Raw genomic sequence first — 26,052 nt, forward strand, 5'->3', positions numbered from 1 at the left:
TGATTGCCCCCATAATACCATAGCGAAGCTCAACTACCGAGGATGTTGATGGATATCGAACGAGAACTGCAGACGTTGGAAGACCGAATCCGCCTGGCATTAAAGCTGGCGCAGCAGCACCAGGCAACAGCAGAAGTGGGCGCGGTGCAGGATCAGGGGCTCTCGGTCAGCGTGCGCAATGGTGATGTGGATAAAGTGGAATTCACCCGTAATCACGGCTTTGGCATCACGGTTTATAAGGGCCAGCGTAAGGGCAGCGCGTCCACCTCCGATTTGTCGGATGCCGCCATTGAGCGTGCGGTGTTGGCCGCCCTGAATATTGCCAAATACACTGCACCGGATGACTGTGCTGGATTGGCGGAGGTGGATTTGATGGCCACGTCGGTTCCGGATCTGGATCTCTATCATCACTGGCCACTGACACCGGAGCGAGCGATTGCGCTGGCGCAGGAATGTGAAGCCAGTGGATTGTCCGTTGCCTCAATCAAAAACAGCGATGGCGCCCATGTTGGCAGCTCTGACTCAGTGCGTGCCTATGGCAACAGTCACGGCCTGGTGGTGGCCTACCCCCAAAGCCGGCACGGCATCAGCTGTGCGTTGATCGCGGCCCAGGGCGACACCATGGAACGCGGCGGCTGGTCTTATTCCCATCGGGTTCCCGGGCAATTGCAGGCCGGTGAAGCGGTGGGCCGCAAGGCAGCGGAGCGGGCAGCCCGCAAGCTGGGTAGCCGCCCGGTTCCCACCGGGGATTTTCCGGTTCTGTACGCGCCGGAAATTGCCGGTGGGTTGTTGGGGCATTTTATTGGCGCCATATCCGGGGGCAACCTCTACCGGCATTCCTCGTTTCTTGAGAATAGCCTGGGGCAGAGGTTGTTTCCGCAGTGGATGAACATTTATGAGCAACCTCATTTACCGCAGGGGCCGGCCAGCGCACCGGTGGATGGGGATGGCCTGCCCACCTGCAACAAGCATTTTGTGGAGCAGGGTACATTGAAAAGCTATGTGCTGGGTACCTATTCGGCCAGGCGCCTGGGGCTGGTCAGTTCGGCCAATGCCGGCGGTGTTCGCAATCTGCGTTGTAGCTCCACCCACACTCAGCATGAACTACTGAAAATGATGGGCACAGGCCTGTTGGTGACCGATGTTATGGGGCAGGGGGTCAACATCGTTACCGGACATTACTCCCGTGGCGCCGCCGGTTTTTGGGTGGAGCAGGGGCAGATTCAATTCCCGGTGTCGGAAATCACTGTGGCGGCCAATCTGCAAGATATGTTTTTAAATGTGCGCGGTGTCGGCGATGACATCGATGCCCGTGGCAACGTGCAGGTGGGCTCTATTCTGATTGACTCCATGACCGTGGCCGGGAAATCAACAGGCAGTTGAGGCATACAAAAATGAGACATAGAAAAAGCCCCTCACTGAGAGGGGCTCTGTAGTTTATTGCCAGCTTAGTACGTGGCGATCTAGTCGGTGGTGATTTAGAAAGTAGCGATCTAGAAAGTCGCGATCACCTTAACCGAATCATCCACGGCTGCGGCATCGATGTATCCGATAATATCCGGGTTGCGGGAAACCAATTCTTTCACCTCGGCATCCGTTTCTACCACCTGCGGCGGTACCCCTTTACCGGTGAAGATTAACCGCGACCAATAGGATTTCATTTGGGATTCATCCTTGCCTGTGGTGGCTTCAAGGAACTGTATCCGCTCTGATGACCCTTCCTTGCGGTCAAGGGCCACTGCGTTTTTTCCATTTGGAAACTTCTTGGTTTTTCCCAGGTAGAGTTTCGAAATGTCGTCAGAGGTGATGTTGGAATCGTTGGCTGGGTTGACGATGACTGCCACTTCAGCCAATGCGATTCTTGCGTTCAGTAACGTTGTTAGCAATATCAACGCCGCCATTAGCGGGGTGAGGCTACTTAGTTTCATGGTGTTCTCCTCCCGTTAGAATACGATATTGGTCGCAATGGCGATGGATTGTGGTTTGGTGTCAGTTGTCCGGTTATCCAACTGGTTGTACTCGATCTTAATGGCCGCAGATGGGTGGAAGTTGTAGCGCACACCGAAGCCCATCCCCTCAGCATCTTGTTCACCGGCGAATATATCTGGCAAGGCTGCTAAAATGCCCGCTCTGGCACCATCCAGCGCAGGTACACCCGTTATCGGTGCTGCATTGGCAAACTTATCTATCTCTTCGGTCTTTGCGTTGAAGTTGTATTTTTCGTATGTGCCAAAGAGGGTGAACTGGTTCATTCTGTAGCCCGCAGACGCATACCAGGAATCTCTATCCTCCAGCGAGGAGTCGTCGATTCTGACTTGCGTGTATTCAGTTACTGCGAAAAGATTGCCTTTGTCTGCAACAAAACCGATTCCAGTGAATTCTGCTTTGTCCTGATCAAATACCACTTTATCAGCGAGTGAGTCCAGAGTGCCTTCTTGATAACCAGGAACGGCAAGTGCCAATCCCGCATCGTAATCTATTATTCCTTGACTCAGGGTCGTGAGATCATCGACGGGTATTTCAACCCGAGAAGTAAAGTAGGCAACGCGTGCGGTAAACCAGTCATAGCTCATACTCCATGCTGCACCCACTTGATTTAAGATTTTGAGGGTAACGTCTGTGCCATTTAGATCGGTGTTGGTATCCAGTCTTCCTGCCATCACAGTGATGCGGGATGTCCAGTCCCCGATGTCTTTCAGATGCTCCAGCGTTAAACCGTCCTGATTTTCAAAACCCAGCCCATAAACAGCTTGGGGGGGGCGAATCCAGTGGTATGCGTAACCAATGTCAAGGAAATCGGAATATATAAAATAGGGCACCCTTGATCGCCCTGCTTTCAAAGATAATTCGTCATTTATCTCGTAGGTTAAGTAGGCCCAGGTTACAGTTGCGTCGAATTCCTCGCTTCCCCGGCCCACAATTTGGGCTGTTACAGATAACCCTTCTTGCAGGTCTCCGCGGAACTGAATGCCGTAATTTGATTCGGGGGAAAAGCTCAGGTCTTCGTCATAACCATACAAGCTACCATCGTCAGTATCACTGATCATTTGACCGGCAACGATATTGGCAAAGCCATCAATCCTGATATCGGTTGCCAGGGCCGGGGTTGCGAGCCCGATGGCAGATGCCAGCAGACTGACCTGAATGGTGCATTTTTTCATCCTTTGCTCTCCTTATTTACGTGCAAATGTGCAAACACCTTTATAAGTAGTAGCTGATTTGTGAAATATTGCACAAAAAAAAAGCTTGCGCCCTAAAGTGGTGCAAGCTTTTTTTGTTGGCTGGGGTGTTTATTATTTGGCGAAATTTTCGTTCGCAAAATCCCAGTTGACCAGATTCCAGAAGCCTTCCAGGTATTTTGGACGGGCGTTGCGGTAATCGATGTAGTAGGCGTGTTCCCACAGATCAACCGTAATCAATGGGGTGACACCATCGTCGGTGATGGGGGTGCCGGCGTTGCTGGTATTGACGATGTCCAGTGAACCATCGGCTTTTTTGACCAGCCAGGTCCAGCTGGAGCCGAAGTTGTTGACGGCAGAGTCATTGAATTTGGCTTTGAAGTCCGCGAACGAACCAAAAGCAGCGTTGATGGCATCGGCCACGGCACCGGTGGGTTCACCACCGCCATTGGGGCTCAGGCTGTGCCAGTAAAAAGTGTGGTTCCAGATTTGAGCCGCATTGTTGAAGACACCGCCGGAGGAAGTCTTGATGATCTCTTCCAGGCTCTTTCCTTCGTACTCGGTGCCGGGAACCAGGCCGTTGAGTTTATCAACGTAAGTCTGGTGGTGCTTGCCGTAATGGTATTCCAGGGTTTCTTCAGAAATGTGCGGTGCCAATGCAGTTTTGGCGTAAGGCAATTCAGGCAAAGTGAAGGCCATGTGTATGTCCCCTCGTTGGTTAATGGTGGTCTCATCTCTAGGTTTAGAGGCCACACTGTATCAGATTATGTCGGAATTTGTCAGAGGTCCGCGCGGGCTTGTGAGTTGTTTTTTCTATCGAATCAATAGCTTCTATCAATGATGTTGAGCCATGGTTCTGGGCCTGCCGGGTTCAGGCGTAATAGAGCGTGGCCAAGCCCAAAAACGAACAGAAACCAACCACATCGGTGACCGTGGTCAGTATAACGCCGCCGGACAGCGCGGGGTCGATGCCTGCTTTGTCCAGTAACATCGGCAGGGAAGCGCCCGCCAGAGCGGCGACCAAGAGGTTGATGATCATGGCGGCCGCCAGCACGCCGCCCAGCAACAAATCGTTGAACCAAGTGGCGGCGATGGCGCCGACCACTGCCGACCAGAGGATGCCATTGAGAAAACCCACGGAGATTTCCTTGGTTAACAGCCAGCGGGCGTTGGCGGTGCCCACGTGACCCAAAGCCATGCCCCGAATCACCAGGGTCAGGGTCTGGTTGCCAGCAATGCCTCCCATGCTGGCGACGATGGGCATCAATACCGCCAGGGCCACCACTTTTTCCAGAGTGCCTTCAAACAGGCCGATCATATAGGAGGCAAGAAAGGCGGTCAGCAGGTTGATGCCCAACCAGACGGCCCGGCGGCGGGTGGTTTTCCAGACCGGTGCAAAGGTGTCTTCATCCTCATCCATCCCCGCCATGCTCATTAGGGAGTGATCGGCCCCTTCCAGAATCACGTCCACCACATCATCGATGGTGATGCGGCCCAGCAGCACACCGTTATCATCCACCACCGGGGCGGTGACCAAATCCTCGCGCTCGAACATTTGCGCCACATCACGGGCTGACGTGGTGGCGGGGATGGCCTTGGCGGAATTCATGGCCTCGCGCACGCTCATGCCCGGGTCCTTGATCAGCAATTTTGTCAGGGGCAGAATGCCCACAAACTGCCCCGTGCGGTTCACCACATGCAGGTTGTCGGTGGTGTCGGGCAGAGATTCGTGCCGCCGCAGGTACCGCAGTACCACGTCCAGGGAAATATCCGGGCGGATGGTGATGATGTCCGTATCCATCAGGCCGCCGGCAGTGTCTTCCGGGTAGGCCAGAATGGTTTCGATGCGGTAACGGTTCTGATCGTCCAGCGAATCCAGCACCTGGCGCATCACCGCGTGGGGCAGTTCCTGTAACAAGTCAGCGAAGTCGTCGGCGTCAAAGCCTTCCACCAGACTCAGGATGTCTTCCGTATTACGGTGGCGCAGAAAATAGGCGGCCAGTTCTTCATTGACGTACTGCAGAACTTCGCCTTCATCTTCCTTGTCGATCAGCTGCCAAAGCAGGTTGCGGGCGCGCAGGGGGGAGGATTCGATAAGCTTGGCGATCTCCGCCGGTGACATGCCCCGCAGCATTCGGCGGATTTCATCAAAGGCACCGCTGTCCAGTGCGTGTAGAAAAGTATGCAGCTGATCTTGCGTTTCATGGCTGGTTTGGGATTTTGCCACAGATCACCTCTCAGCTTGACTTGGACAGGGGGATGAATGCCACCGCGATAGCGGTGCAGCATTCTAACGAGATGCGCTGAAGATGGCCAGTTGCTATCTATTCGGCTTCGTCAAAGCGGTTATTGATCAATGTTTCGATATTGTGCCAGGCCTCTTCGGCATCGGCTCCGTTCACCGTTACCTGCAATTCAGTGCCCTGACTGGCCGCCAGCATCAAAATGGACATGATGCTTTTGGCATCGGCCTGCTGGCCGTTTCGATTCAGCAGAATCTGGCTTTCATAGCGGGATGCGGTTCCCACCAGTTTGGAGGCAGCACGTGCGTGCAATCCCAGCTTATTGATTATGGTTATGGATTTTTCCAGTTTCATAGTGACTCACACCAATACTGCAGGTTTGATTAAACCAGCTTATAAGTCTCGATGTCTAGCCTGGACATTGCTAAAGCGGGATTTGAAATACTCACTGAGTTGTTCGGTAATGTACACCGAACGATGCTGGCCACCGGTGCAGCCAATGGACACGGTCATATAGCTGCGGTTATTGGCGGCAAAGCGGGGTAACCATTTTTCCAGATAAGCGGTCAGATCGTCCACCATCTCCTGTACGGGAGGATGGCCCCGCAGGAAGTTCTGGACACCTTCGTCCAATCCGGTTTGACTGCGCAACTGGGTTATCCAGTGCGGATTGGGGAGACAGCGCACATCAAACACCAGGTCGGCATCACTGGGTATTCCATTCTTAAAGCCAAAGGACTGGAACAATATCGCCATGCCTTCCTGCGAGTGGGTTACCCGGATTTTGATTTGGTCGCGCAGTTCGTGCAGGGTGAGATTGCTGGTATCAATAATCAGGCTGGCGCTGGCAGCCACCGGATTCAGCATTTCCCGTTCCCGGTCGATGGCTTCTTTCAGGGTGTTGGTGTCGTTGCTGATAGGGTGTTTGCGGCGGGTTTCGCTGAAGCGTTTGACCAGTGTTTCATCGCCTGCGTCCAGATAGATAACCTGGCTTTCGACACCATCTGCGGTCAATTCCCGCAGCACGTTGGGTAGCTTCTCAAGTTGGGTCACGCTGTTGCGCGCATCGATGCCGATGGCGACTTCTTCAATTTTGGGCGAAGACCGTGTTGCCAGTTCACTCATCAGATCCCGCAGCAGGGTAACGGGAAGGTTGTCAACGCAGTAGTAGCCGATGTCTTCCAGAACGTGTAATGCAGTGGTTTTTCCTGATCCGGAGCGACCGCTGATTACCACTAATTTCATACCGGTGTCACCAGTGCGTCATAAATACTGTCGGTGGAGTGGGCCGCACGCAATGTTTTGCGACGGTTGTCATCATTGAATAGGGTGGCGATTTTGGAAAGGATGTTCAGGTGCTCCTCGTGAGCATCCTGCGGCACCAGTAAAACAAACAGCATGTCCACCGGCTCATGGTCGATGGAATCGAAGTCCACGCCGCTCTCCAATTTGATAAACGCGCCAATGGCGTTACTGCAGTGATTGGCCCGGCAGTGGGGGATAGCGATGCCTTTACCTAAACCGGTACTGCCCAGCTTCTCCCGCGAGATAAGGTTGTCAAAAAGTTCATTGGGGTCAAGCTCCGGGCACTGCTGGGCGATCAGCCCAGCAGCGGTTTCCAGAACTTTCTTTTTGCTGCCGCCGGGAACGTCTTCAAAGACCCGTTGCGGACTGATGATTTCAGCAAGTTCCATACGTTATCAATAACCTTCAGTTACCAGCTTTTCATTTTTTCCTTGTGCTTCAGCACCTGTCGGTCCAGCTTGTCGGTCATCATATCAATGGCGGCGTACATGTCTTCGGATTCGGCGTTGGCAAATAAATCAGCGCCTTTTACGTGGATTTTGGCTTCTGCTTTCTGGCGGTTTTTCTCTACACTGAGAATCGCCTGGATGCTGGTGATGTCGTCGGTATGGCGTTCCAGTTTCTGCATCTTATCGGCAACGTAGTCCTTCATGGAGTCGGTAACTTCTACGTGATGTCCGCTGATATTGATTTGCATAGGCCACTCCTTAATCGTGGTTTAGATGTTACTGCGACCAAAGCCTGATGTTGGCAGTGGTCTGGTGTTTACGCTTATATAACTGTGACCAACAGTTAAACCAATCGTTTCCTTTCGTTGGACGGCGGGATCATCATGGCTTCGCGATATTTCGCAATGGTGCGCCGGGCAACCTTGATATCCTGTTCTTCCAGTATGTTGGCAATTTTACTGTCGCTCAATGGTTTTTTGGGATTTTCTGCCGCGATCAGCTTTTTGATGATGGCGCGAATGGCGGTGGAGGAGCATTCGCCGCCGGAACCGGTGCTGACATGACTGGAGAAGAAGTACTTGAGCTCAAATATACCCCTTGGGGTGTGCATGAACTTCTGCGTGGTGACCCGGGAAATGGTGGATTCATGCATGCCGACCGCTTCTGCAATATCGTGCAGCACCAGTGGTTTCATGGCTTCCTCCCCCTGTTCGAGAAACCCTATCTGATATTCCACTATTTTGGTGGCTACTTTAAGCAGGGTTTCGTTGCGGCTTTGTAAGCTTTTGATAAACCAACGGGCTTCCTGCAGATTGTTTTTCAGGAAGGTGTTGTCGCTGCTGTTGTCCGCACGCTGGATCATGGATGCGTAGCTGCTGTTGACCCTGAGGCGCGGGGTGGCTTCCGGGTTCAACTCCACTTTCCAGCGGCCTTTGTCCTTACTCACAATGACATCCGGGATGACATACTGGGTATCATCGGTTTCGACGCTGCTGCCCGGATAAGGGTTCAGGGTCTGGATCAACGCAATGGCGCTTTTCAGTCGGGCCTCGGACAGTTTGCCCTTGCGCATGATGGTGGCGAAATCGCGGGCACCCAGCGCATCCAGAAACATCTCCACCACCATGATGGCATCATCCCGGTGGGGTTCATCCCGGGGCAGTTGTTTGAGCTGAATCAGCAGGCATTCCCGCAGGTCACGGGCGGCCACTCCGGGGGGGTCGAACTGCTGAACCCGGTGCAATACAGCCAGCACCTCTTCCAGGGATACGGGTAGGCCATCATCATCGTCATCCGGCTGTAACTGGATGTCCATGGCCTGCAGTTCTTCCTGCTGTAATCTGACCAGGTCGGCCACCACGTCCTGTTGCGCCAGCACACCATCGCGGATTTCCTCCACGGACTGGGTGAGATAGCCCTTGGGGTTGATGCCTTCAATGATGGCCATGGCAATCATCCGGTCCATGTCTGACATGGGGGTCAGATTCAGTTGCCACATAAGGTTGTCGTAAATGGATTCGGGCGCCGTGTTGCGGCTGTCGTAGTCAAAATCGTCATCGTCAAAGCTGCCGCCACTGGACGAGGGGCCTGCGGCACCATCGAACATGGTATCCCAGTCACTGTCCACGGGCAGTTCGTTGGGCATCTCCTTGCCTTCCAGATCCACCGACGAGTCATCGGCGTTGTTGTTGCTGGATTGGGTGTCCTGGGTATCTTGGGATTTTGAAAAATCGAGATTCTGGTCGTTGTCGGTTTTGCTGGTGCTGTCACTCTGTCCGTTACCGGAATCGTTGCTGTCGTTGTCCGGGGAAGATTCATCCACATCCAGGAGGGGGTTGGATTCCAGCGCTTCCTGGATTTCGGTTTGAAGATCCAGAGTGGAGAGCTGCAATAGGCGAATTGCCTGCTGCAGCTGCGGCGTCATGGTGAGGTGTTGACCAATTTTGAGCTGTAAGGTTGGTTTCATTGATACCTAATTCAACTTCTGCAACGACCGGAGACATCTGTACAGCATCGGATTGCTGTATTCCAGGCAGTCAAATAGTGACCTAATTTCAACAGTTTATTGGTGCCGAAATAGAACCGCTTGGGTTTAATTGTAAGAGCAGTGACGCTGCAAAGCAATTTACATGCCTGAAATTGCTTAGAACTTTTACATATGGAACTGGTTACCCAGATAAACATCGCGGACTTTCTGGTTTTGCAGGATAAGTGAGGGCTCACCTTCAGCAATGATGTGCCCTTCGCTGACGATAAAAGCCTTCTCGCAAATGTCCAGAGTGTCCCGCACATTGTGGTCCGTGATGAGTACGCCCAGCCCACGATCACGCAGGTGGCTGATGATTTGCTTGATGTCTGCCACGGAAATGGGGTCGACCCCGGCGAAGGGTTCATCCAGCAGAATGAAGGCCGGGTCAGTGGCCAGAGCGCGGGCAATCTCGACGCGGCGGCGCTCACCACCGGACAGGGCCATGCCCAGTGAATCGGCGATGTGTCCGATGTGAAACTCAGCCAGCAGCTCTTCCAGTTTGCTTTGCCGCTGTTTGCGGGTCAGGTCCTTGCGGGTCTCAAGTATCGCCATGATGTTTTCCCGGACTTTCAAGCGGCGAAAAATGGAGGCTTCCTGGGGCAGGTAGCCGATGCCTTTGGCGGCCCGTCCGTGCATGGGCAGATGGGTGATTTCAGTATCGTCGATAACGATGCGCCCCTTGTCCTGGGGCACGATGCCAATGATCATGTAGAAACAGGTGGTTTTACCGGCCCCATTGGGGCCGAGCAACCCCACGATTTGTCCGCTTTCAATGGTAATGGAAACGTCTTCCACCACGGCACGGCCTTTGTAACTTTTAGCGAGATTGGAGGCGGTAAGACGGCTCATTGTGACGGCGCTGCCTCCGTCTCGTCAGGGCTGGGCGCATTCGGGGCAGGATCTGTCGCGGCGGGCAATATCATCTCCACCCGGCCTTTGATACTGCCGGGCTTGACCTCTCCGGTTTGTCCCACCGCCTGCAGGCGCTGGCTCTGGATTTCATAAACGATTTCTTCACCGCGGAAGATGTTCTCGCCCTGCACAATAGATGCTTTGATTTTCAGCAGCAGTTTCTGATCCCTTACCAGGTAATCGATCTTTTTGGCTTTGGCGATGACCTCTGCCTGGTTGGGCTCCGGAACCTGAGAAAACAGCGCCGGCTCGCCCACTGCCATGACCACGTCCACTTTACCCAACTCCGTTTTGATCTTGAGTGATTCCGCTGCAATGCGCAGGGTGCCCTGGGTCAGTACAACGTTGCCTGTATAGGTGGCAGTGCCGTCTTTTTCGTCGATCAGGGCAGTGTCCGCCACAATTTTCAAGGGTTGCAGCCGATCACTGTCCAGCGCCCGGGCAGCGCTGGATGCGAAGGCGAACGTTATTATGCAGAGTAACGCTTTAAGACTTAGCAGGTTCATAAATGCTGGTGACGTTTTGCCGTAGAGTGATTCGATTCTCGTTCAGATCGGCGTTCAAGCCGACCGCTTCAATGTAGACCCCGGTTTGCCGAATGATGACCTTGTCGTCCGTGGAGGCATAGGATCGCCTCGGGTAAAGTTCCAGGGTTTCGGTTTCCAGCACAGCGGCTTCCCTTACCCCTTGCTGCACAATGGTGACGTTGCCCGATAAATGCAGCTTATTGGCTTCGTTATCTGAGGTGGCGCTGGCGGCACTGGTTTGCCATGACGCTTCCTGTTCCCCAAAAAAAGTGATGATGGGTTTGACCATAATATTTCGATTGCTGGCGATGTACTGCAGCATGGATTCGGCATGCAACACAAATTCCCGCTTACCCAGTTCATCAAAGCTTTGCTGCTCCAGTGAAATGGCCACCATATCCGGTTGTTCGTATTCATTGTTGACTTTGGTGTCGGGTTGAAACCACTGATCCCATTTGGTGTACGCAAAAGCCCCCAGCGCAAGTAGTGCCAGCAGGAAACTGGTGAGGATCAGCTGCGATTGTTGCTTCATGACTGTAAATAGGGCTCCAGAACCCCCTGCAGTGTGCCTTGGGTCTGCATCAACCAATCACAGAATTCCCTGACGGCGCCGTCTCCACCCTTGGCCGCGGTGATAATGTCAGCGTATTGCTTGATAACGGGCATGGCGTCGGCCACGGTGACACCCAGGCCGGCGGCCCGGATGGCGCCCAGATCCGGCAGGTCGTCGCCCATGTAAGCCACTTGTTCCGCGCTGAGGTTCTCCTGCGCCATTAATTCCTGCAAGGCCGCTTTTTTATCTTCCCGGCCCTGGATCAGTTTGTCGATTTTTAGATCCCGGGCACGGCGGTTTACCAGTTCTGAGGTGCGTCCGGTGATGATGGCCACTTCCACCCCGGAATCCCGCAGCAGTTTCAGACCCAGGCCATCCTTGACGTTGAATGCCTTGATTTCATCACCCAGACTGGTGAAGTAGAGTCTGCCGTCGGTCATGATACCGTCGATATCAAAGGCCACCAGTTTGATTGCCCGTGCTTTGCTGTGCAGTGCTTCAGTCATCTTCAATTACATCACCCCGGCGCGCAGCAGGTCGTGCATGTTGAGCGCGCCGACTGGTTTTTTATGGTCGTCCACCACCATCAATGCCGTGATCTTGCTTTTTTCCATAATGTTCAGGGCTTCCACCGCCAGAATGTGGGGATGAATGGTTTTCGGATTTTTCGACATCACATCTTCAATCATCGTGGTTTGGATATCCATCCCCTGGTCCAGCATGCGACGCAGGTCCCCATCGGTAAAGATACCCACCAGCTCGCCATCCTGATTGAGAATGCCGGTCATACCGAGGCCTTTGCTGCTCATCTCCAGCAGGGCTCGACTGATGGTGATGCCCTGGGTGATCAGCGGAATTTTGTCGCCCACATGCATGATGTTTTCCACCAGCAGCAGCAAGCGCCGGCCCAGGCTGCCGCCGGGGTGGGAGAGTGCAAAGTCGTCGGCGGTGAAGCCGCGGGCTTCCAGCAGTGCCACCGCCAAAGCATCTCCCATCACCAGGGTGGCGGTGGTGCTGGCGGTGGGAGCCAGGCCCAGCGGGCAGGCCTCTTCCGCGACGCTGATGTCCAGATGCACATCGGCCTGAGTAGCCAGGGGGGAATGGGGGTCGCCTGCCATGCTAATCAGAGGTGCCCCTTTGCGCTTGATCAGGGGGACGATATTGACGATCTCCTCGGTTTTCCCCGAGTTGGAAATAGCGATGACCACGTCATCGCCGGTGATCATGCCCAGGTCGCCGTGGCTGGCTTCACCGGGATGAACAAAGAAGGAGGGGGTGCCGGTGCTGGCCAGGGTGGCGGCGATCTTATTGCCGATGTGCCCTGATTTACCCATACCGGTGACAATGACCCGCCCTTTGCACTGCAGCACCAGTTCGCAGGCTTTTTTGAAGTTGCCGTCAATGCGCGCCTTCAGTGCCTGGGTGGCATTGGCTTCAATTTCGATAACCCGCTGGCCGGATTGGATAAAGTCGAAAGTCGTCTGGTTTGCGTTCATTGTCCTGCCAAGTTTCCAGTATTCAGATGTCGGCCCCGGTGGGGCGGGGTTGCCAGTATGGCCACAGTGTAAACCAAATGTTCCTCAGGCAGTAACGGTCTGCTGATAGAGGTAACCCAGGTAGGCCGCATACCCTGACAGCAGGATCGCCCCTTCCACCTTGGACAGCTGTCGTTGTTTTCTCGGCCAGAAAATAAACAGAGCCAACAATAAGGTGATGGCGGACATGGCGCCATAATCACGCATAAAGTTCTGTTTGCTGACTTCAATGGGGTAGATTACGGCACCTGCCGACAGCACCGCCAGCAGATTAAGGATGTTGGAGCCGATGATATTGCCCAGGGCGATGTCATGGTGTTTGCGCAGAGCACTGGCCACTGACGCCGCCAGCTCCGGCAAGCTGGTGCCGATGGCGACGATGGTCAGGCCGATAATGACCTCACTGATCTGCAGGGCGGTGGCCACCTCGATGGCGCCCCATACCAGCAGGCGGGAGGATCCAACTAGAACGGTGGTGCCCAGAATGAACCAGAATATGGATTCCTTCATACCCAGATCGGGGATGTCCGCTTCGCTTTCCGGCGTGATCAGCTCATCAGTGTGTTCTTTCTTGTAGCGGAACATCAGATACATCAGCAGAACCAGCATGGCCATCATGGCCCAGCCGTCCTGTTGCGACAGCAGGTAATCACTGCACAGAAACCCCACGGCGGCAGTGACGGCCAGCAGAGCGGGTAAATCCTGTTTCAGCAGCCCGGGGGTGACCGGCAGGGCGGCAATCAAGGCCGTTACGCCCAGTACCAGGCCGATATTGGCAATGTTGGAGCCAACGGCGTTACCCAGCGCCAGTTCGGGGGATTCGGCCAGTGCGGCCATGATGGAGACCACAATTTCCGGTGCCGAAGTGCCCAGGGCCACAATAGTGAGCCCGATCATGGCCTTCGACATGCCCAGCCCTTCCGCCAGGCCTACGGCACCGTCGACGAATTTGTCGGAACTCCAGACCAGTAAAACCAGGCCGGCAACGATGGCAAGAAAGGCAAGCAGCATGACTGATATTCCTCGGCTTGAGACGGCATGCAATGTAATGAGAAAGCGGACACCATGCAAGGGTGAACAGTCGTTTTTCCTTTTATTGACATAGTGATATAGTTCTCCACCTTAAATGGCCAGCATCAGTGGCAACAATCCGTTATCGGGCCCTTATTCTGAAGGGAAGGAACTCAAACAGGTCTGCATGGCTTCAATGACAACAACTCAGCACCCATCCGGCGCGGCTAATTACGTCGAGATCAGCGATTTGACGTTCATGCGTGGTGATCGCGTCATTTATAAAGACGTCAATATTGCCATTCCCAAAGGCAAAGTCACCGCTATTATGGGGCCCAGCGGAACCGGTAAGACCACTCTGCTGCGCTTGATTGGTGGGCAGTTGAAGCCGGACCAGGGCCGGATCGTGGTGGATGGTCACAATGTACCCGACCTGGGGCGGACAGAATTGTTCGAGGTGCGCAGCAAAATGGGCATGCTGTTTCAGAGTGGTGCCTTGTTCACGGATCTGTCCGTGTATGAAAACGTTGCCTTCCCGCTGCGGGTGCACACGGATCTGCCGGAAGACATGATCCGTGATATTGTGTTGATGAAGCTGCAGGCAGTTGGGCTGCGGGGTGCCAATCATCTGATGCCCAGCGAGTTGTCTGGCGGCATGGCACGGCGGGCAGCGCTGGCCAGGGCCATTGCCCTGGACCCGGAACTGGTGATGTACGATGAGCCGTTCGCGGGTCAGGACCCCATGGCGATGGGGGTGGTGGTGCAACTGATCCGGTTACTCAACGATGCGCTGGGCCACACCAGTATCGTGGTCTCCCATGATGTGCAGGAAACCGCCAGCATTGCTGACTATATCTACGTGATTTCCGGCGGTGAGGTCATCGGGCAGGGCAAGGCCGATGAGGTGCTGAACTCCGAATTACCCCGGGTGAGGCAGTTCATGCAGGGCCTGCCGGATGGTCCGGTTCCCTTCCATTTTCCCGCTCCCAGTCTTGAAGACGATTTTCTCAGAGGCCGTTCGTTGTGATCGATCGTATAGCCGCGCTCGGCCGTTCCGGGCTGGAATTGCTGGAAGCGCTGGGGCGCTCCGGCATGGTGTTGTTCCATGCTTTGTGGGCATGGCCTAATCTGCGCACAACCTTTCCCCTGTTGGTGAAACAGATCTACGCGGTGGGCGTCCTGTCCATGGTGATCATTGTGGTGTCGGGCCTGTTTATCGGCATGGTGCTGGCCCTGCAGGGCTACAATATTCTGAACCGATACGGCAGCGAGCAGGCGCTGGGCCAGATGGTGGCGTTGACCCTGCTGCGGGAGCTGGGCCCGGTGGTGACCGCGTTGTTGTTTGCCGGCCGGGCCGGGTCGGCCCTGACGGCGGAGATCGGCCTGATGAAGACGACGGAACAACTGGCCAGTATGGAAATGATTGGTGTGGATCCGTTGCGGCGTATTGTCTCACCCCGGTTTTGGGCCGGCGCCATTTGTATGCCGACGCTGGCATTGATCTTTTCCAGCGTGGGTGTGTTGGGGGCCTATGCCGTGGGTGTGTTGTGGTTGGGAGTGGATGGCGGTTCATTCTGGTCCAACATGCAGAACAGTGTGGAGTGGGGCGATGATGTGCTCAATGGGGTCATCAAAAGTGTGGTGTTTGGTGTTGTGGTGACCTGGATCGCGGTTTTTCAGGGCTATGACACCGTTCCTACTTCTGAAGGCATCAGTCGAGCCACCACCCGAACTGTTGTTTACGCGTCCCTGGCGGTGTTGGGGCTGGACTTTATCTTAACCGCAGTCATGTTTGGAGAACTGTAAAATGCGTGTTCGTACCTTGGAGTTGGCGGTTGGCGGATTCATGCTGATTGGTCTGTTGGCGATCATTTTCCTGGCGCTCAGAGTGAGCGGGCTGTCCATGAATGCATCGGAGGAAACCTACCGGGTGGTGGCCAAATTCGAAAACATTGGTGGTTTGACCGTGCGGGCCAAGGTCACCATGGCCGGTGTCACCATTGGTCGGGTGTCCAATATCTACCTGGATCAAGAGGATTTCGTCGGTGTGGTGGAGATGGATATCTACCAACAGTTCGATAACCTGTCCAGTGATACCAGCGCGGCCATCCTCACCGCCGGGGTGTTGGGGGAAAAATACATTGGCCTCATTCAGGGGGCCGAGCTGGACAATCTGGTGGATGGCAGTGAGATCTACAACACCCAATCGGCGCTGGTGCTGGAAGACCTGATTGCCAAGTTCCTGGTGGGCAGGGTGTCTGATGAGCCGTAACGGTAACGGTAACGGGTTGTCCCGGCTGGGTGTGAGCCTGGTTCGGGTCAGTGACTCACAGTTGGCCATCAGTGGTGATATGTTGTTTGCCTCTGCCACCCGACTGCGGGCAGAGGGCGAAAAGCTGCTGCCCGGTATGGCAGAGCGGGTGACGGTGGATCTGTCGCAGGTTGGCCGTGTTGGCAGTGTGGGTATTTCGGTGCTGATGTGCTGGCTGAGAATGGCCCAGGTGCTGGGTAAAACGCTGGTCTTTGTCAATGCGCCAGACGATATGCTGGATGTAAGCCGGGTCAGTAGCCTGGATTCGGTGATTCCCTTTTCTTCCTGATTTTGGCGTCGAATTTGTTTACAATGGCGCCTTTCGAACCTAACTATCCCCGGTAGTGTTAAATGATCACAGTTGAAGACATAAAGCAGCGCATAACAAGCGGCATCGAAGGCGCCGACGTTATGGTGCGCCTGGACGGCAACAAATGCCTGGTGGCGGTGGCCTCGGCGGCCTTTGAAGGCCAACGTTCCGTGAAAAAGCAACAAATGGTTTACGCCTGCCTGAACGAACTTATTGCCAGCGGCGATCTGCACGCCGTCAGCATGCTTACTTACACCCCTTCCGAGTGGGAATCCCAGAAAAAACTGGGTATTCCCGGATTCTGATCTGCGCGAGGCCTCAACATGGATAAATTGGTAATCACCGGAGGCGGCAGTCTCAACGGTGAAGTGCGCATTTCAGGTTCCAAAAACTCGGCATTGCCGGTATTGGCCGCCACGCTGCTGTGTGACGAAACCATGAAGGTATGCAATCTGCCTCACCTGCAGGATATCACCACCATGATCGAGCTGTTGGGGCAGATGGGGGTTGAGCTGATCATCGACGACAAGCTCAATGTGGAGGTGGAAGCCAACACCATCAAGCAGTTGGACGCACCTTACGCATTGGTGAAAACCATGCGGGCCTCGATCCTGGTGCTGGGGCCCATGCTGGCCCATTTCGGCGAGGCCCATGTCTCCCTGCCGGGGGGCTGTGCTATCGGCAGCCGGCCGGTGGATCTGCATATCCATGGCCTCGAGCTCATGGGGGCCGACATTACGGTGGAAGGCGGTTACATCCATGCCTTCAGCAAAGGCCGCCTGAAAGGAGCGCGGATTGTGCTGGAAACGGTGACCGTGACGGGAACGGAAAACCTGATGATGGCGGCCGCCCTGGCCGATGGTCAGACGGTGCTGGAGAACGCCGCCCGGGAACCGGAGGTGGTGGATCTGGCCAACTGCCTGCTGGCCATGGGGGCCGATATCAAAGGTGCGGGAACCGATACCATTATCATCAACGGTGTCGAGCGCTTGCATTCCTGTGAATACACGGTGATTCCGGACCGCATCGAAACCGGCACCTATCTGGTGGCCGGCGCCATCAGTCGCGGCAAAGTGAAGGTCAAACAGACCCGGGCGGATATTCTGGACGCGGTTCTGGTGAAACTCGAGGAAGCCGGCGCCCACATCTCCACCGGTGATGACTGGATTGAGCTGGATATGAAAGGCAATCGGCCCAAAGCCATTAATCTGCGCACGGCACCTTATCCTGCCTTTCCAACCGACATGCAGGCCCAGTTCACCGCGCTGAATGCGGTGGCCGAAGGCACAGGCACCATCATCGAAACCGTGTTTGAAAACCGCTTTATGCACGTCTCGGAACTGAACCGGATGGGGGCCGAGATCAGCCTGGAAGGCAACACTGCGATCATTAAAGGTGTGGAGCGTCTTAACGGTGCACCGGTGATGGCCACCGATTTAAGGGCCTCAGCCGGTTTGGTGCTGGCGGGGCTGGTGGCGGAAGGGGATACGTTGGTGGATCGCATTTACCACATCGATCGCGGCTATGAATGTATTGAAGAGAAACTGCAATTGCTGGGTGCCACCATTCAGCGCATACCCTCATAAGGTAAGTATCGAAACAAAGAGCTGGTCATGACTGCAAGATTACGCATTGCCCTGTCCAAGGGCCGGATACTGGACGAAACCCTGCCGCTGCTGAAGTCGGCAGGCATTGAGCTGCTGGAGGAACCCTCCAAAAGCCGCAAGCTGATTTTTCCCACCAGTAACCCCAACGTGGATATCGTGATCATCCGTGCCACCGACGTGCCCACCTTTGTTGAACATGGTGCGGCGGATGTGGGGGTGGCCGGCAAGGATGTGTTGATGGAGCATGGGGCACGCGGTGTGTATGAACCGCTGGATCTGAATATTTCCCGCTGCAAGCTGATGGTGGCGGCGAAAAAGGCTGCGCCGGAAGCCGACGGTCGGCTGCGGGTGGCCACCAAGTTCGTCAATATCACCAAGCAGTATTACGCCGAAAAGGGCGAGCAGGTGGAAATCATCAAACTCTATGGCTCCATGGAACTGGCGCCGTTGGTTGGTCTGGCGGACAAAATCGTCGACATCGTTGATACCGGCAATACCCTGCGCGCCAATGGCCTGGAGCCTACGGAGCTGATTGCCACCATCAGCTCCCGTCTGATTGTGAACAAAGCCTCCATGAAAATGAAACACGGCGTGTTGCAGCGGCTGATTGATCAGTTGGCTCTGGCCGTGGACAATAATCGTTAGTTCTCATCTGCCCCGAGGATAATCCCATGACTCTGGAAATCACCCGACTGGATGCCGATCAAGCCGATTTTGAGCAGCGCCTTGATAACCTGCTGGCCTGGGAAAGCGTGTCCGATCATGGGGTGCAGACGGCGGTTCATGAGATCGTCGAGAGTGTGCGCCAGCGCGGTGACGCGGCAGTGGTGGAATACACCAACCGCTTTGACCGGTTGAGTATTGCTTCCCTGGATGAGCTGGTGGTGCCGGACAGCCGTCTGCAGGAGGCATTGGATACCATTCCCGCAGAGCAGCGGGTGGCGTTACAGGTGGCGGCGGACCGGGTGCGGGCCTATCACCAGCATCAGAAGCAGGAATCCTGGAGTTATACCGAGGAAGACGGCACCTTGCTGGGACAGCAAGTGACCCCCCTTGACCGGGCGGGGCTGTATGTGCCCGGAGGCAAGGCCACCTACCCCTCTTCAGTACTGATGAATGCCATTCCGGCCAAGGTGGCCGGGGTACCGGAAGTGATTATGGTGGTTCCCACCCCGGATGGAGAGGTCAATGAGATGGTGTTCGCGGCGGCAAAAATAGCCGGGGTGGACAAGGTCATTACCATCGGTGGCGCCCAGGCAGTGGCCGCACTGGCCTACGGTACGGAAACCGTACCCCAGGTGGACAAGATCGTTGGCCCCGGGAATATATACGTGGCAACGGCCAAGCGCATGGTGTTCGGTCAGGTGGGCATTGATATGATTGCCGGGCCATCAGAAATCCTGGTGGTATGCGATGGCAAGACCGATCCCGATTGGGTGGCCATGGACCTGTTCTCACAGGCGGAGCATGATCAGGATGCCCAGTCCATTCTGGTGTCCCCGGATGCGGCCTTTATCGACCAGGTCGCCCGCTCACTGACAGCATTGTTGCCCACCCTGGAGCGGGAGAGCATTGCCCGGGTTTCGTTGCAAAATCGTGGCGCGTTGATCAAGGTACGGGATCTGGATCAGGCGGTGACCTTGATTAACCGTATCGCCCCTGAACACCTTGAGTTATCCATTGACGATCCCCAGGCCATGGCCCGGCGGGTGCGTCATGCGGGTGCCATTTTTATGGGGCGCTACACGGCGGAAGCGCTGGGCGATTATTGCGCCGGCCCCAATCATGTGTTGCCCACCTCAGGCACTGCGCGCTATTCCTCACCTTTGGGAGTCTACGACTTCCAAAAGCGCAGTTCTCTGATCATGTGCACAGCGGAGAAGGCATCGGAGCTGGGCAAGGTGGCTTCCGTGTTATCCCGTGGCGAAAGTCTTACCGCCCACGCCCGCTCTGCGGAATATCGAATTAAGGACTAATCAGGCAGTGACTTATGAGTGATGTGAAGCAACGGGTGCAGCAGTGGGTACGTCCTGAGATACAGGCGCTGGCTGCTTACCATGTGCCGCCGGCCTCCGGCATGGTGAAGCTGGATGCGATGGAAAACCCCTATCATTGGCCGCAGTCGATGGTGGATGAGTGGCTGAATTTGTTGCGTGAAGTTCAGGTAAACCGCTATCCGGATCCGGTCTCGGCAGAGCTGAAAGAAGATCTCAAGCTGTTGATGGGGGTGGATCCTCAGTATCAGGTCATGCTGGGCAACGGCTCTGACGAGCTTATTCAGATTATGGCCATGACCTTGGCGCAACCGGGCCGCACCGTGCTGGCACCGGAGCCGGGCTTTGTCATGTACCGTATGATCGCCACCTTCTGCGGCATGCAATACCGTGGCGTGCCGTTGGCGGATGATTTTGAACTGGATCTGGACGCCATGCTGCAGGCCATTGAAGAAACACAGGCTGCCCTGGTGTTTCTGGCCCAGCCTAACAATCCCACCGGCAATCTGTTCGACCTGGAAGCCGTGAAAAAAGTGTGTGCGGCAACGCCGGGCCTGGTGGTGCTGGATGAAGCCTATATGGCCTTCACTGATCGTCACCATCTGGCGCTGATGGATGAGTTCGATAACGTTGTAGTGATGCGTACCCTGTCCAAAATGGGGCTGGCGGGCCTGCGTCTGGGAATGCTGTTTGGTGCGCCGGAATGGTTAGGTGAATTTGAGAAGGTGCGGCTTCCCTACAACATCAATGTGCTGACAGAAGTGTCGGCCAAATTTGCACTCACCCATTTCGATGTGATGAAAGCGCAAACCGATGAGTTGCGGGAAAACCGTGCTGAATTGTTTGCCGCCCTGCAGACGCTGCCCCTGGCCCGTGTTTGGCCCAGTGAAGCCAATTTTATTCTGGCCCGGACCCAGGCCGGCGAGGCCCGGGGCGTGTTTGAAAAACTGAAAGAAGCCGGTGTGCTGATCAAGTGCCTGGATGGGGCGCACCCACAGTTGCAGGATTGCCTGCGCTTTACCGTGGGCACCGCCGATGAGAACCGCCTCTTGCTCCAAGGATTGCACAGCGCATTGGCGGATTAGGTTACGCCGGTTTGGCTTCCAGTTTGGCCTTGATGAACAAGTCATGGGGAACGTAGATCAGCTCCGCTACCTTGCGAATCGTATTGTCTTCGTAGCGGTCCAGTTCCCCGTCTGCCCAGGCCACTTTCCACATGTCCAGAATCAGCTCGTATTTTTTCTCCGGGCTAAAATGATCGTTGATCTGGCGGGTTAACCCGTAGTAATCGTGTGCATCCTGGTGCTGGGATTTGGCCGCTGCCAACAGATCATCGCAGTCGGTTTCTGACACATCCAACGAACCCAGAATCGCCTTGCGAATGGCGTCTTCCTCAGTGCGTTGCCAGGCATCGTCCGCGGCCATCACTTCCACCAACAAGGCGGCAGCGGCCAGGTCCGGACTGATGGGAGCCTGGTTATCGGTTTCAGGCTGGTTGAACAAATCCAGAATGCGTTTGAGCATGTTCACCTCTTCAACGTAGCATGGGGCGTGGCAAAGCACGTTCAGCTGTGTGGTGTTGGGCGTGCGCTGACCACCACCAGAATGTCCAGGGGTTGATTCTGCCGGTTGACACGGATAGTGACTTTGGCACCGGGCTTCATATTGGAAATCATTTCCATGGCGGCCCTGGGATCCTCAATCATATTGCCATTCATATGGGTAATGATATCCCCGGGCCGGATGCCTGCCTGGTGGGCAGGGCCGTTTTTCGCTATGGCGACCACTAATAGACCCTGAATATCAGGTAAGTTCAGAGCATTGGCCAACGCGGGGTTCAGCACCTGGGGCTCGATTCCCACCCAACCGCGAATCACCTGTCCGTATTGGACCAGTTGTTTTACCACTTTGGTGGCGGTGCCGATGGGAATGGCAAAGCCGATTCCATGAGAGCCCCCGGAATTGGAGTAGATGGCGGTGTTGATGCCGATCAGGTCGCCATAGGCATTGATCAGGGCGCCACCTGAGTTGCCCGGGTTAATGGCGGCGTCGGTCTGGATGAAATCCACAAAGGAGCTGAGATCCGACTGGTGTCGCCCCAACGCGCTGACGATGCCTTTGGTCACCGTCTGCCCCACACCGAATGGATTGCCGATGGCCAGGACAACATCCCCAATGCGGATGTTGTCGGTGTTGGCCAGGGTAATGGAGGGCAGATCCGGTATGTCGATGTAGATCAGGGCCAGGTCGGTTTCAGGGTCGGTGCCCACCACCAGGGCCTCCACTTCACGGCCGTCCGCCAGGCCTACCTTAATCTGGTCTGCTTCAGCGATGACGTGATTGTTGGTTAAAATATAGCCAGAGGGGCTGATGATTACACCGGACCCCAGGCTTTGCTGCATTCTTTGCCGGCGGGGGGCCTGGTTGAGCCCGAAAAAGCGGCGAAAGATGGGGTCTTCATACAGAGGGTGAACCCGTTCGGTCACCAGTTTGCTGGTGGCAATGTTCACCACGGCGGGCTGTGCCTTGCTCACTGCGTCCGCGTAGGAAATCGGATCACTGACACTGTACGTGCTTTGTTGTGCCGGCTCGGTGAACTGTTTTTCGATCAGAACCACTTCGTGCTGGACCGGTTCAGAGGTGCGTTCGATGATGAATATGTAGCCAAGGGCGATGATCAAGCCGTAAAGCACCGGGCCAATCAGAGGACGAAGAGCTGATTTCATAGGATGACTGGAAAATCCACGACAGTTTTTGAAATAATCACGCACAAGCGGAGCAAGTTACCATGTAACCTTGCTCTCCACCACCCCGGGGTGATGTCCTCCCCTTTATCGGAGTTGAACATGATTGAACGCCAGGCCTTGCTGCAATACCTGAACTCACTGTTGGAGCCGGAATACTTTAAGGACTACGCCCCCAACGGGCTGCAGGTGCAGGGCAAGGTGCAGATAAAGACATTGGTGACCGGGGTGACGGCCACCCAGGCCTTGATTGAGCGTGCGGTGGAGCTCGATGCGGATGCCCTGTTTGTGCATCATGGCTATTTCTGGCGCGGTGAGGATCCGTCCATCGTGGGCATGAAGTACAACCGTATTAAGTGCCTTCTGGAGCATCAGATCAACCTCTTTGCTTACCATCTGCCACTGGATGCCCACACTGAATTGGGTAACAACGCCCAGTTGGCGCAGCGGCTGGGCTTGTTGGTGGAAGGTGGGCTGGACCCGCTGGAGAAGCGCCCCATCGGCAATTGGGGGTGCCTGCGGCAGCCCCGCAGTGCCGAGGCGTTTGCCGCCACCATTGAGTCGGCCCTGGGTCGCCCCCCATTGCTGGTGAAAGGGGGGGATCACCCGGTGTTGCGGGTGGCCTGGTGCACCGGCGGGGCGCAGGGGTATATCGAGAAAGCGGTGGCCATGGGGGTGGACGCGTTTATCAGCGGCGAGATATCCGAGCCCACCACGCACATAGCACGGGAATGCGGCATCCATTACTATGCCGCCGGCCATCATGCCACCGAGCGCTATGGTGCCCAGGCGGTGGGTGAGCATCTGGCAGCGAAATTCAAGCTAAATCATGAGTTTGTGGATATCGATAACCCCGCCTGAATTTTGTTGTCAGAACCGGTATAATGCGCGCCGTTCTAACCTTTCAACGTTCAATCACAGATGAGTATCAAGATGTCCAACCTAGTGAAGCCTCATGGAAGCGATCAGCTTAAGCCCCTGTTGCTGGAGGGGGATGCCCTCGCAGCGGCCAAGTCCAGTGCCGAAAGTCTGCCACAGGTGCAGCTCAGTTCCCGCGAAACCGGCGATTTGATCATGCTGGGTATAGGTGGTTTCACTCCTCTGGACGGCTTCATGGGTAAAGCGGACTGGCAGTCTGTCTGCGATAGAATGACGTTGGATAACGGCCTTTTTTGGCCCATACCGATTACCAAGTCCGTAGACCAGGCAACCGCGGACGGCATTGAAGTGGGCAGTGAAATCGCCCTGGTGGATGCTGAAAGTGGTGAGCTGATGGGCTCCATGACCGTGGCTGAGAAGTACCGCATCGACAAGGAGCACGAGTGCCGGACTGTGTTCGGTACCACCGATCTGGAGCACCCCGGTGTCAAAATGGTGATGGAGCAGGGCGAAGTGAACCTGGCCGGCCCGGTTAAGGTATTCTCCCAGGGTGAGTTCCCAGAAAAATACCAGGGAATCTACATGACCCCGGCGGAAACCCGGGCCCTGTTTGAGGCCAAAGGCTGGAACACAGTTGCCGCCTTCCAGACCCGTAACCCCATGCACCGCTCCCACGAACACCTGGCCAAGATCGCGGTAGAGATCTGTGATGGTGTGCTGATTCATTCATTGCTGGGCAAGTTGAAGCCCGGCGATATTCCGGCGGAAGTGCGTCAGAACGCCATTGGTACTTTGATTGACCAGTATTTTGTGGATGATACCGTGGTCCAGTCTGGGTATCCGCTGGATATGCGCTATGCAGGCCCCCGTGAAGCATTGTTGCATGCGTTGTTCCGTCAGAACTATGGTTGTTCGCACCTGATCGTGGGCCGTGATCACGCCGGAGTGGGCGATTATTACGGCCCATTTGATGCGCAGCATATTTTTGATGAGATTGCCGAAGATGCCCTGATCACCAAGCCATTAAAGATCGATTGGACATTTTGGTGCAACAAGTGCGGCACCATGGCTTCCATGCGTACCTGCCCCCATGATGCCGAGGACCGGGTTTTGGTTTCGGGTACCAAACTGCGAAAAGCCTTGTCTGAAGGTGGAGACGTGCCGGATAACTTCAGTCGTCCGGAAGTGCTGGAAATTTTGCGTGCCTATTACGCCGGCCTGGCCGATCATGAAAAAGTGGAAGTGAAGTTAACCGGACATTCTGCCAAATAAGGTCGGCAGCTGCCGAGTAAAAGCCCGCCAGAGATACTGGCGGGCTTTGGTTAGTGGCGAGGTGGGTGGCTTAGCTGACCTGAATTTCGATTTTCCTGGGTTGTGCCTGCTCCTTCTTGCCGATGCTGATCAGTAACAGGCCGTGATCGAACGCCGCGCTGATGGCGTTGCGATCTGCGTCTTCCGGTAGGGTGAATGAGCGGCTGAATTCACCCACTGCTCGTTCCCGATAACGGTATTCAACACCGTCTTCCTGCTTTCGCACTTTCTCGCCACTGATCTTCAGTAGTGTGTCGTCCAGCTCCACCTGCACCTGCTCCGGTAGAATCCCCGGTAGTTCCAGGTGAATTTCGTACCCGGTCTTGGATTCAGTGATATCCACCACCGGCTGCCAGCGTCGGCTGTTGTAGCGACGTAGCTTGTCATTGTTCAGTTGATCCAGAACCTGCCACGGGTTTAGGGTTGCAATGCTCATGTGTTTATCTCCCAGTTGGAAACGCTCAACGCCGCATGCGTTGCTGAAATGATTCTCTGTCGGGGTAGTAAGTGGGGCAGCAAGGAAAGGCTTTCAAGAGGGAAAATACGAAATTTTTTCTGGCCCGGGCAGGCCCTTGAAGTGGGGGCGGTGAGCCCCCATATAACTCAATTAAACCCTGGAATATTAAACCCTGGAATCGTGCAGCCCGAATTCCTCGGACAGCGTGCCCTGGTCCTTGACGTCCTTCTTGGGGGCGTAGTCTCGGGGTGGTTCCATGGTGTTGGTGTCGCCAAAGGCGGCATCCTCTTCCTGCTGTTGTGCTTCGCCGCCGGTGGCTTCCAGGGAGATAAACTTGGTTTTTTTGTTGGGCAGCTTTTGGGTGGTATCAAGTTGAAAGCTTTTCGGGGGTTCGGCAAAGGAATCTGCAGCGGTCTCCAGATGCTTTTGGACCGCCAGGTAATTTTCCGTGAGTGTATTCACCATTTGCGCGGTTTTATTGAAGTGGGTATTCACGTTTTCCCGATAAGCGGTAAATTCTTCCTGCAGTTCCCGTAGTTGTTGTTCAATGTTGGATTGGGCCCGCGATCGGGACATCAGCAAGAAGCACCCCAGGGCACCGGCCGTCAGGCCTACCAGAAATGCTATTAAGGTTGCAGTATACATAGACTCTCTCCAGAGTTTTCCTTATCCGATACTGGGATACTACAAGGTTCT

31 protein-coding genes are annotated in these 26,052 nt (G+C 55.2%); 12 read left to right on the forward strand and 19 right to left on the reverse strand.

Features of this window, described 5'->3' with window-relative positions:
- Positions 1 to 48: 48 nt before the first annotated feature.
- On the forward strand, positions 49 to 1,383 hold the full coding sequence (pmbA, locus tag D9N13_RS03020; RefSeq protein WP_290585666.1) for a metalloprotease PmbA: 1,335 nt from the start codon (positions 49 to 51) through the stop codon (positions 1,381 to 1,383).
- A gap of 110 nt (positions 1,384 to 1,493) precedes the next feature.
- On the opposite strand, the gene D9N13_RS03025 is transcribed toward pmbA, so the two are convergent.
- From D9N13_RS03025 to D9N13_RS03095, 15 genes are all read right to left on the reverse strand, one after another.
- Positions 1,494 to 1,928 carry a phosphate ABC transporter substrate-binding protein gene (locus D9N13_RS03025; RefSeq protein WP_290585668.1) on the reverse strand — a complete coding sequence of 145 codons (435 nt, stop codon included), beginning with the start codon at positions 1,926 to 1,928 and terminating at the stop codon, positions 1,494 to 1,496.
- Between the two features lie 15 nt (positions 1,929 to 1,943).
- Positions 1,944 to 3,161, reverse strand: a complete 1,218-nt coding sequence (locus tag D9N13_RS03030; protein WP_290585670.1) for a porin — start codon at positions 3,159 to 3,161, stop codon at positions 1,944 to 1,946.
- Between the two features lie 132 nt (positions 3,162 to 3,293).
- Positions 3,294 to 3,878 carry a superoxide dismutase [Fe] gene (gene sodB / locus D9N13_RS03035; RefSeq protein ID WP_290585673.1) on the reverse strand — a complete coding sequence of 195 codons (585 nt, stop codon included), beginning with the start codon at positions 3,876 to 3,878 and terminating at the stop codon, positions 3,294 to 3,296.
- Positions 3,879 to 4,050: 172 nt separating this feature from the next.
- On the reverse strand, positions 4,051 to 5,406 hold the full coding sequence (mgtE, locus tag D9N13_RS03040) for a magnesium transporter (protein ID WP_290585675.1): 1,356 nt from the start codon (positions 5,404 to 5,406) through the stop codon (positions 4,051 to 4,053).
- Positions 5,407 to 5,503: 97 nt separating this feature from the next.
- On the reverse strand, positions 5,504 to 5,776 hold the full coding sequence (locus tag D9N13_RS03045) for an HPr family phosphocarrier protein (protein WP_290585677.1): 273 nt from the start codon (positions 5,774 to 5,776) through the stop codon (positions 5,504 to 5,506).
- A gap of 39 nt (positions 5,777 to 5,815) precedes the next feature.
- The gene (rapZ, locus tag D9N13_RS03050) at positions 5,816 to 6,667 is read right to left on the reverse strand and encodes an RNase adapter RapZ (protein ID WP_290585679.1); all 852 of its coding nucleotides are present in this window, start codon (positions 6,665 to 6,667) and stop codon (positions 5,816 to 5,818) included.
- Positions 6,664 to 7,116 carry a PTS IIA-like nitrogen regulatory protein PtsN gene (gene ptsN, locus D9N13_RS03055; protein WP_290585682.1) on the reverse strand — a complete coding sequence of 151 codons (453 nt, stop codon included), beginning with the start codon at positions 7,114 to 7,116 and terminating at the stop codon, positions 6,664 to 6,666. Before ptsN ends, rapZ begins: the two co-directional genes overlap by 4 nt.
- A 20-nt stretch (positions 7,117 to 7,136) precedes the next feature.
- On the reverse strand, positions 7,137 to 7,424 hold the full coding sequence (hpf, locus tag D9N13_RS03060; RefSeq protein ID WP_290585684.1) for a ribosome hibernation-promoting factor, HPF/YfiA family: 288 nt from the start codon (positions 7,422 to 7,424) through the stop codon (positions 7,137 to 7,139).
- Positions 7,425 to 7,519: 95 nt separating this feature from the next.
- Positions 7,520 to 9,142, reverse strand: coding sequence for an RNA polymerase factor sigma-54 (locus tag D9N13_RS03065; RefSeq protein ID WP_290585686.1), 1,623 nt, complete (start codon positions 9,140 to 9,142; stop codon positions 7,520 to 7,522).
- A 186-nt stretch (positions 9,143 to 9,328) separates the two neighbouring features.
- The gene (gene lptB / locus D9N13_RS03070; RefSeq protein WP_290585688.1) at positions 9,329 to 10,054 is read right to left on the reverse strand and encodes an LPS export ABC transporter ATP-binding protein; all 726 of its coding nucleotides are present in this window, start codon (positions 10,052 to 10,054) and stop codon (positions 9,329 to 9,331) included.
- Positions 10,051 to 10,623: a lipopolysaccharide transport periplasmic protein LptA gene (gene lptA / locus D9N13_RS03075; RefSeq protein ID WP_290585690.1), complete on the reverse strand. Its 573-nt coding sequence runs from the start codon at positions 10,621 to 10,623 to the stop codon at positions 10,051 to 10,053. The genes lptB and lptA overlap by 4 nt, the downstream gene beginning before the upstream one ends.
- A complete protein-coding gene (gene lptC, locus D9N13_RS03080; protein WP_290585693.1) occupies positions 10,604 to 11,176 on the reverse strand; it encodes an LPS export ABC transporter periplasmic protein LptC in 573 nt (190 codons plus the stop codon). The genes lptA and lptC overlap by 20 nt, the downstream gene beginning before the upstream one ends.
- Positions 11,173 to 11,703 carry a KdsC family phosphatase gene (locus D9N13_RS03085; protein ID WP_290585695.1) on the reverse strand — a complete coding sequence of 177 codons (531 nt, stop codon included), beginning with the start codon at positions 11,701 to 11,703 and terminating at the stop codon, positions 11,173 to 11,175. Before D9N13_RS03085 ends, lptC begins: the two co-directional genes overlap by 4 nt.
- Before the next feature lie 6 nt (positions 11,704 to 11,709).
- On the reverse strand, positions 11,710 to 12,693 hold the full coding sequence (locus D9N13_RS03090) for a KpsF/GutQ family sugar-phosphate isomerase (protein ID WP_290585697.1): 984 nt from the start codon (positions 12,691 to 12,693) through the stop codon (positions 11,710 to 11,712).
- Between the two features lie 84 nt (positions 12,694 to 12,777).
- A complete protein-coding gene (locus tag D9N13_RS03095) occupies positions 12,778 to 13,743 on the reverse strand; it encodes a calcium/sodium antiporter (protein WP_290585699.1) in 966 nt (321 codons plus the stop codon).
- A gap of 196 nt (positions 13,744 to 13,939) precedes the next feature.
- Here D9N13_RS03095 and D9N13_RS03100 point away from each other — a divergent pair, with 196 nt between their 5' ends.
- The 9 genes from D9N13_RS03100 to hisC all read left to right on the forward strand — a co-directional run bounded on the left by D9N13_RS03100 (position 13,940) and on the right by hisC (position 21,050).
- On the forward strand, positions 13,940 to 14,770 hold the full coding sequence (locus D9N13_RS03100; protein WP_290585702.1) for an ATP-binding cassette domain-containing protein: 831 nt from the start codon (positions 13,940 to 13,942) through the stop codon (positions 14,768 to 14,770).
- On the forward strand, positions 14,767 to 15,549 hold the full coding sequence (gene mlaE, locus D9N13_RS03105; RefSeq protein ID WP_290585704.1) for a lipid asymmetry maintenance ABC transporter permease subunit MlaE: 783 nt from the start codon (positions 14,767 to 14,769) through the stop codon (positions 15,547 to 15,549). The genes D9N13_RS03100 and mlaE overlap by 4 nt, the downstream gene beginning before the upstream one ends.
- A 1-nt stretch (position 15,550) precedes the next feature.
- Positions 15,551 to 16,015, forward strand: a complete 465-nt coding sequence (gene mlaD / locus D9N13_RS03110) for an outer membrane lipid asymmetry maintenance protein MlaD (RefSeq protein WP_290585706.1) — start codon at positions 15,551 to 15,553, stop codon at positions 16,013 to 16,015.
- Positions 16,005 to 16,343, forward strand: coding sequence for a lipid asymmetry maintenance protein MlaB (locus tag D9N13_RS03115; RefSeq protein WP_290585708.1), 339 nt, complete (start codon positions 16,005 to 16,007; stop codon positions 16,341 to 16,343). Before mlaD ends, D9N13_RS03115 begins: the two co-directional genes overlap by 11 nt.
- Positions 16,344 to 16,405: 62 nt before the next feature.
- Positions 16,406 to 16,669, forward strand: coding sequence for a BolA family protein (locus D9N13_RS03120; protein WP_290585710.1), 264 nt, complete (start codon positions 16,406 to 16,408; stop codon positions 16,667 to 16,669).
- 18 nt (positions 16,670 to 16,687) lie between these two features.
- A complete protein-coding gene (gene murA / locus D9N13_RS03125) occupies positions 16,688 to 17,950 on the forward strand; it encodes a UDP-N-acetylglucosamine 1-carboxyvinyltransferase (protein WP_290585712.1) in 1,263 nt (420 codons plus the stop codon).
- A gap of 27 nt (positions 17,951 to 17,977) precedes the next feature.
- The gene (gene hisG, locus D9N13_RS03130) at positions 17,978 to 18,616 is read left to right on the forward strand and encodes an ATP phosphoribosyltransferase (RefSeq protein WP_290585714.1); all 639 of its coding nucleotides are present in this window, start codon (positions 17,978 to 17,980) and stop codon (positions 18,614 to 18,616) included.
- A gap of 26 nt (positions 18,617 to 18,642) precedes the next feature.
- Complete coding sequence (hisD, locus tag D9N13_RS03135) at positions 18,643 to 19,947, forward strand: histidinol dehydrogenase (RefSeq protein WP_290585717.1); 1,305 nt, start codon at positions 18,643 to 18,645, stop codon at positions 19,945 to 19,947.
- Positions 19,948 to 19,961: 14 nt separating this feature from the next.
- Positions 19,962 to 21,050 carry a histidinol-phosphate transaminase gene (hisC, locus tag D9N13_RS03140; protein ID WP_290585720.1) on the forward strand — a complete coding sequence of 363 codons (1,089 nt, stop codon included), beginning with the start codon at positions 19,962 to 19,964 and terminating at the stop codon, positions 21,048 to 21,050.
- Between the two features lies 1 nt (position 21,051).
- On the opposite strand, the gene D9N13_RS03145 is transcribed toward hisC, so the two are convergent.
- Both D9N13_RS03145 and D9N13_RS03150 read right to left on the reverse strand, forming a co-directional pair.
- Positions 21,052 to 21,489, reverse strand: coding sequence for a TerB family tellurite resistance protein (locus D9N13_RS03145; RefSeq protein ID WP_290585723.1), 438 nt, complete (start codon positions 21,487 to 21,489; stop codon positions 21,052 to 21,054).
- 41 nt (positions 21,490 to 21,530) lie between these two features.
- Positions 21,531 to 22,691, reverse strand: coding sequence for a trypsin-like peptidase domain-containing protein (locus D9N13_RS03150; protein ID WP_290585725.1), 1,161 nt, complete (start codon positions 22,689 to 22,691; stop codon positions 21,531 to 21,533).
- Between the two features lie 120 nt (positions 22,692 to 22,811).
- Between D9N13_RS03150 and D9N13_RS03155 the strand changes: the two genes are divergently transcribed.
- Positions 22,812 to 23,570, forward strand: a complete 759-nt coding sequence (locus tag D9N13_RS03155; protein WP_290585727.1) for a Nif3-like dinuclear metal center hexameric protein — start codon at positions 22,812 to 22,814, stop codon at positions 23,568 to 23,570.
- A gap of 72 nt (positions 23,571 to 23,642) precedes the next feature.
- Positions 23,643 to 24,860: a sulfate adenylyltransferase gene (sat, locus tag D9N13_RS03160; RefSeq protein WP_290585729.1), complete on the forward strand. Its 1,218-nt coding sequence runs from the start codon at positions 23,643 to 23,645 to the stop codon at positions 24,858 to 24,860.
- A 70-nt stretch (positions 24,861 to 24,930) separates the two neighbouring features.
- On the opposite strand, the gene D9N13_RS03165 is transcribed toward sat, so the two are convergent.
- Together D9N13_RS03165 and D9N13_RS03170 are read right to left on the reverse strand one after the other, a co-directional pair.
- Positions 24,931 to 25,335 (reverse strand): Hsp20/alpha crystallin family protein, encoded by a 405-nt coding sequence (locus D9N13_RS03165; RefSeq protein WP_290585731.1) that lies wholly within the window; start codon positions 25,333 to 25,335, stop codon positions 24,931 to 24,933.
- Between the two features lie 186 nt (positions 25,336 to 25,521).
- Positions 25,522 to 26,001, reverse strand: a complete 480-nt coding sequence (locus D9N13_RS03170) for a YhcB family protein (RefSeq protein WP_290585734.1) — start codon at positions 25,999 to 26,001, stop codon at positions 25,522 to 25,524.
- Positions 26,002 to 26,052: the final 51 nt, after the last annotated feature.

The organism is Ketobacter sp. GenoA1 (assembly GCF_003671475.1).
In the GTDB taxonomy this organism is placed as follows: Bacteria; Pseudomonadota; Gammaproteobacteria; order Pseudomonadales; family Ketobacteraceae; genus Ketobacter.

Bases quoted from the DNA above. Each gene is read 5' to 3' on its own strand.
- pmbA (WP_290585666.1), top strand. From the start codon at position 49: ATGGATATCGAACGAGAACTGCAGACGTTGGAAGACCGAATCCGCCTG.
- D9N13_RS03025 (WP_290585668.1), bottom strand. From the start codon at position 1,928: ATGAAACTAAGTAGCCTCACCCCGCTAATGGCGGCGTTGATATTGCTA.
- D9N13_RS03030 (WP_290585670.1), bottom strand. From the start codon at position 3,161: ATGAAAAAATGCACCATTCAGGTCAGTCTGCTGGCATCTGCCATCGGG.
- sodB (WP_290585673.1), bottom strand. From the start codon at position 3,878: ATGGCCTTCACTTTGCCTGAATTGCCTTACGCCAAAACTGCATTGGCA.
- D9N13_RS03045 (WP_290585677.1), bottom strand. From the start codon at position 5,776: ATGAAACTGGAAAAATCCATAACCATAATCAATAAGCTGGGATTGCAC.
- rapZ (WP_290585679.1), bottom strand. From the start codon at position 6,667: ATGAAATTAGTGGTAATCAGCGGTCGCTCCGGATCAGGAAAAACCACT.
- ptsN (WP_290585682.1), bottom strand. From the start codon at position 7,116: ATGGAACTTGCTGAAATCATCAGTCCGCAACGGGTCTTTGAAGACGTT.
- hpf (WP_290585684.1), bottom strand. From the start codon at position 7,424: ATGCAAATCAATATCAGCGGACATCACGTAGAAGTTACCGACTCCATG.
- D9N13_RS03065 (WP_290585686.1), bottom strand. From the start codon at position 9,142: ATGAAACCAACCTTACAGCTCAAAATTGGTCAACACCTCACCATGACG.
- lptB (WP_290585688.1), bottom strand. From the start codon at position 10,054: ATGAGCCGTCTTACCGCCTCCAATCTCGCTAAAAGTTACAAAGGCCGT.
- lptA (WP_290585690.1), bottom strand. From the start codon at position 10,623: ATGAACCTGCTAAGTCTTAAAGCGTTACTCTGCATAATAACGTTCGCC.
- lptC (WP_290585693.1), bottom strand. From the start codon at position 11,176: ATGAAGCAACAATCGCAGCTGATCCTCACCAGTTTCCTGCTGGCACTA.
- D9N13_RS03085 (WP_290585695.1), bottom strand. From the start codon at position 11,703: ATGACTGAAGCACTGCACAGCAAAGCACGGGCAATCAAACTGGTGGCC.
- D9N13_RS03090 (WP_290585697.1), bottom strand. From the start codon at position 12,693: ATGAACGCAAACCAGACGACTTTCGACTTTATCCAATCCGGCCAGCGG.
- D9N13_RS03095 (WP_290585699.1), bottom strand. From the start codon at position 13,743: ATGCTGCTTGCCTTTCTTGCCATCGTTGCCGGCCTGGTTTTACTGGTC.
- D9N13_RS03100 (WP_290585702.1), top strand. From the start codon at position 13,940: ATGACAACAACTCAGCACCCATCCGGCGCGGCTAATTACGTCGAGATC.
- mlaD (WP_290585706.1), top strand. From the start codon at position 15,551: ATGCGTGTTCGTACCTTGGAGTTGGCGGTTGGCGGATTCATGCTGATT.
- D9N13_RS03115 (WP_290585708.1), top strand. From the start codon at position 16,005: ATGAGCCGTAACGGTAACGGTAACGGGTTGTCCCGGCTGGGTGTGAGC.
- D9N13_RS03120 (WP_290585710.1), top strand. From the start codon at position 16,406: ATGATCACAGTTGAAGACATAAAGCAGCGCATAACAAGCGGCATCGAA.
- murA (WP_290585712.1), top strand. From the start codon at position 16,688: ATGGATAAATTGGTAATCACCGGAGGCGGCAGTCTCAACGGTGAAGTG.
- hisG (WP_290585714.1), top strand. From the start codon at position 17,978: ATGACTGCAAGATTACGCATTGCCCTGTCCAAGGGCCGGATACTGGAC.
- hisD (WP_290585717.1), top strand. From the start codon at position 18,643: ATGACTCTGGAAATCACCCGACTGGATGCCGATCAAGCCGATTTTGAG.
- hisC (WP_290585720.1), top strand. From the start codon at position 19,962: ATGAGTGATGTGAAGCAACGGGTGCAGCAGTGGGTACGTCCTGAGATA.
- D9N13_RS03145 (WP_290585723.1), bottom strand. From the start codon at position 21,489: ATGCTCAAACGCATTCTGGATTTGTTCAACCAGCCTGAAACCGATAAC.
- D9N13_RS03150 (WP_290585725.1), bottom strand. From the start codon at position 22,691: ATGAAATCAGCTCTTCGTCCTCTGATTGGCCCGGTGCTTTACGGCTTG.
- D9N13_RS03155 (WP_290585727.1), top strand. From the start codon at position 22,812: ATGATTGAACGCCAGGCCTTGCTGCAATACCTGAACTCACTGTTGGAG.
- sat (WP_290585729.1), top strand. From the start codon at position 23,643: ATGTCCAACCTAGTGAAGCCTCATGGAAGCGATCAGCTTAAGCCCCTG.
- D9N13_RS03165 (WP_290585731.1), bottom strand. From the start codon at position 25,335: ATGAGCATTGCAACCCTAAACCCGTGGCAGGTTCTGGATCAACTGAAC.
- D9N13_RS03170 (WP_290585734.1), bottom strand. From the start codon at position 26,001: ATGTATACTGCAACCTTAATAGCATTTCTGGTAGGCCTGACGGCCGGT.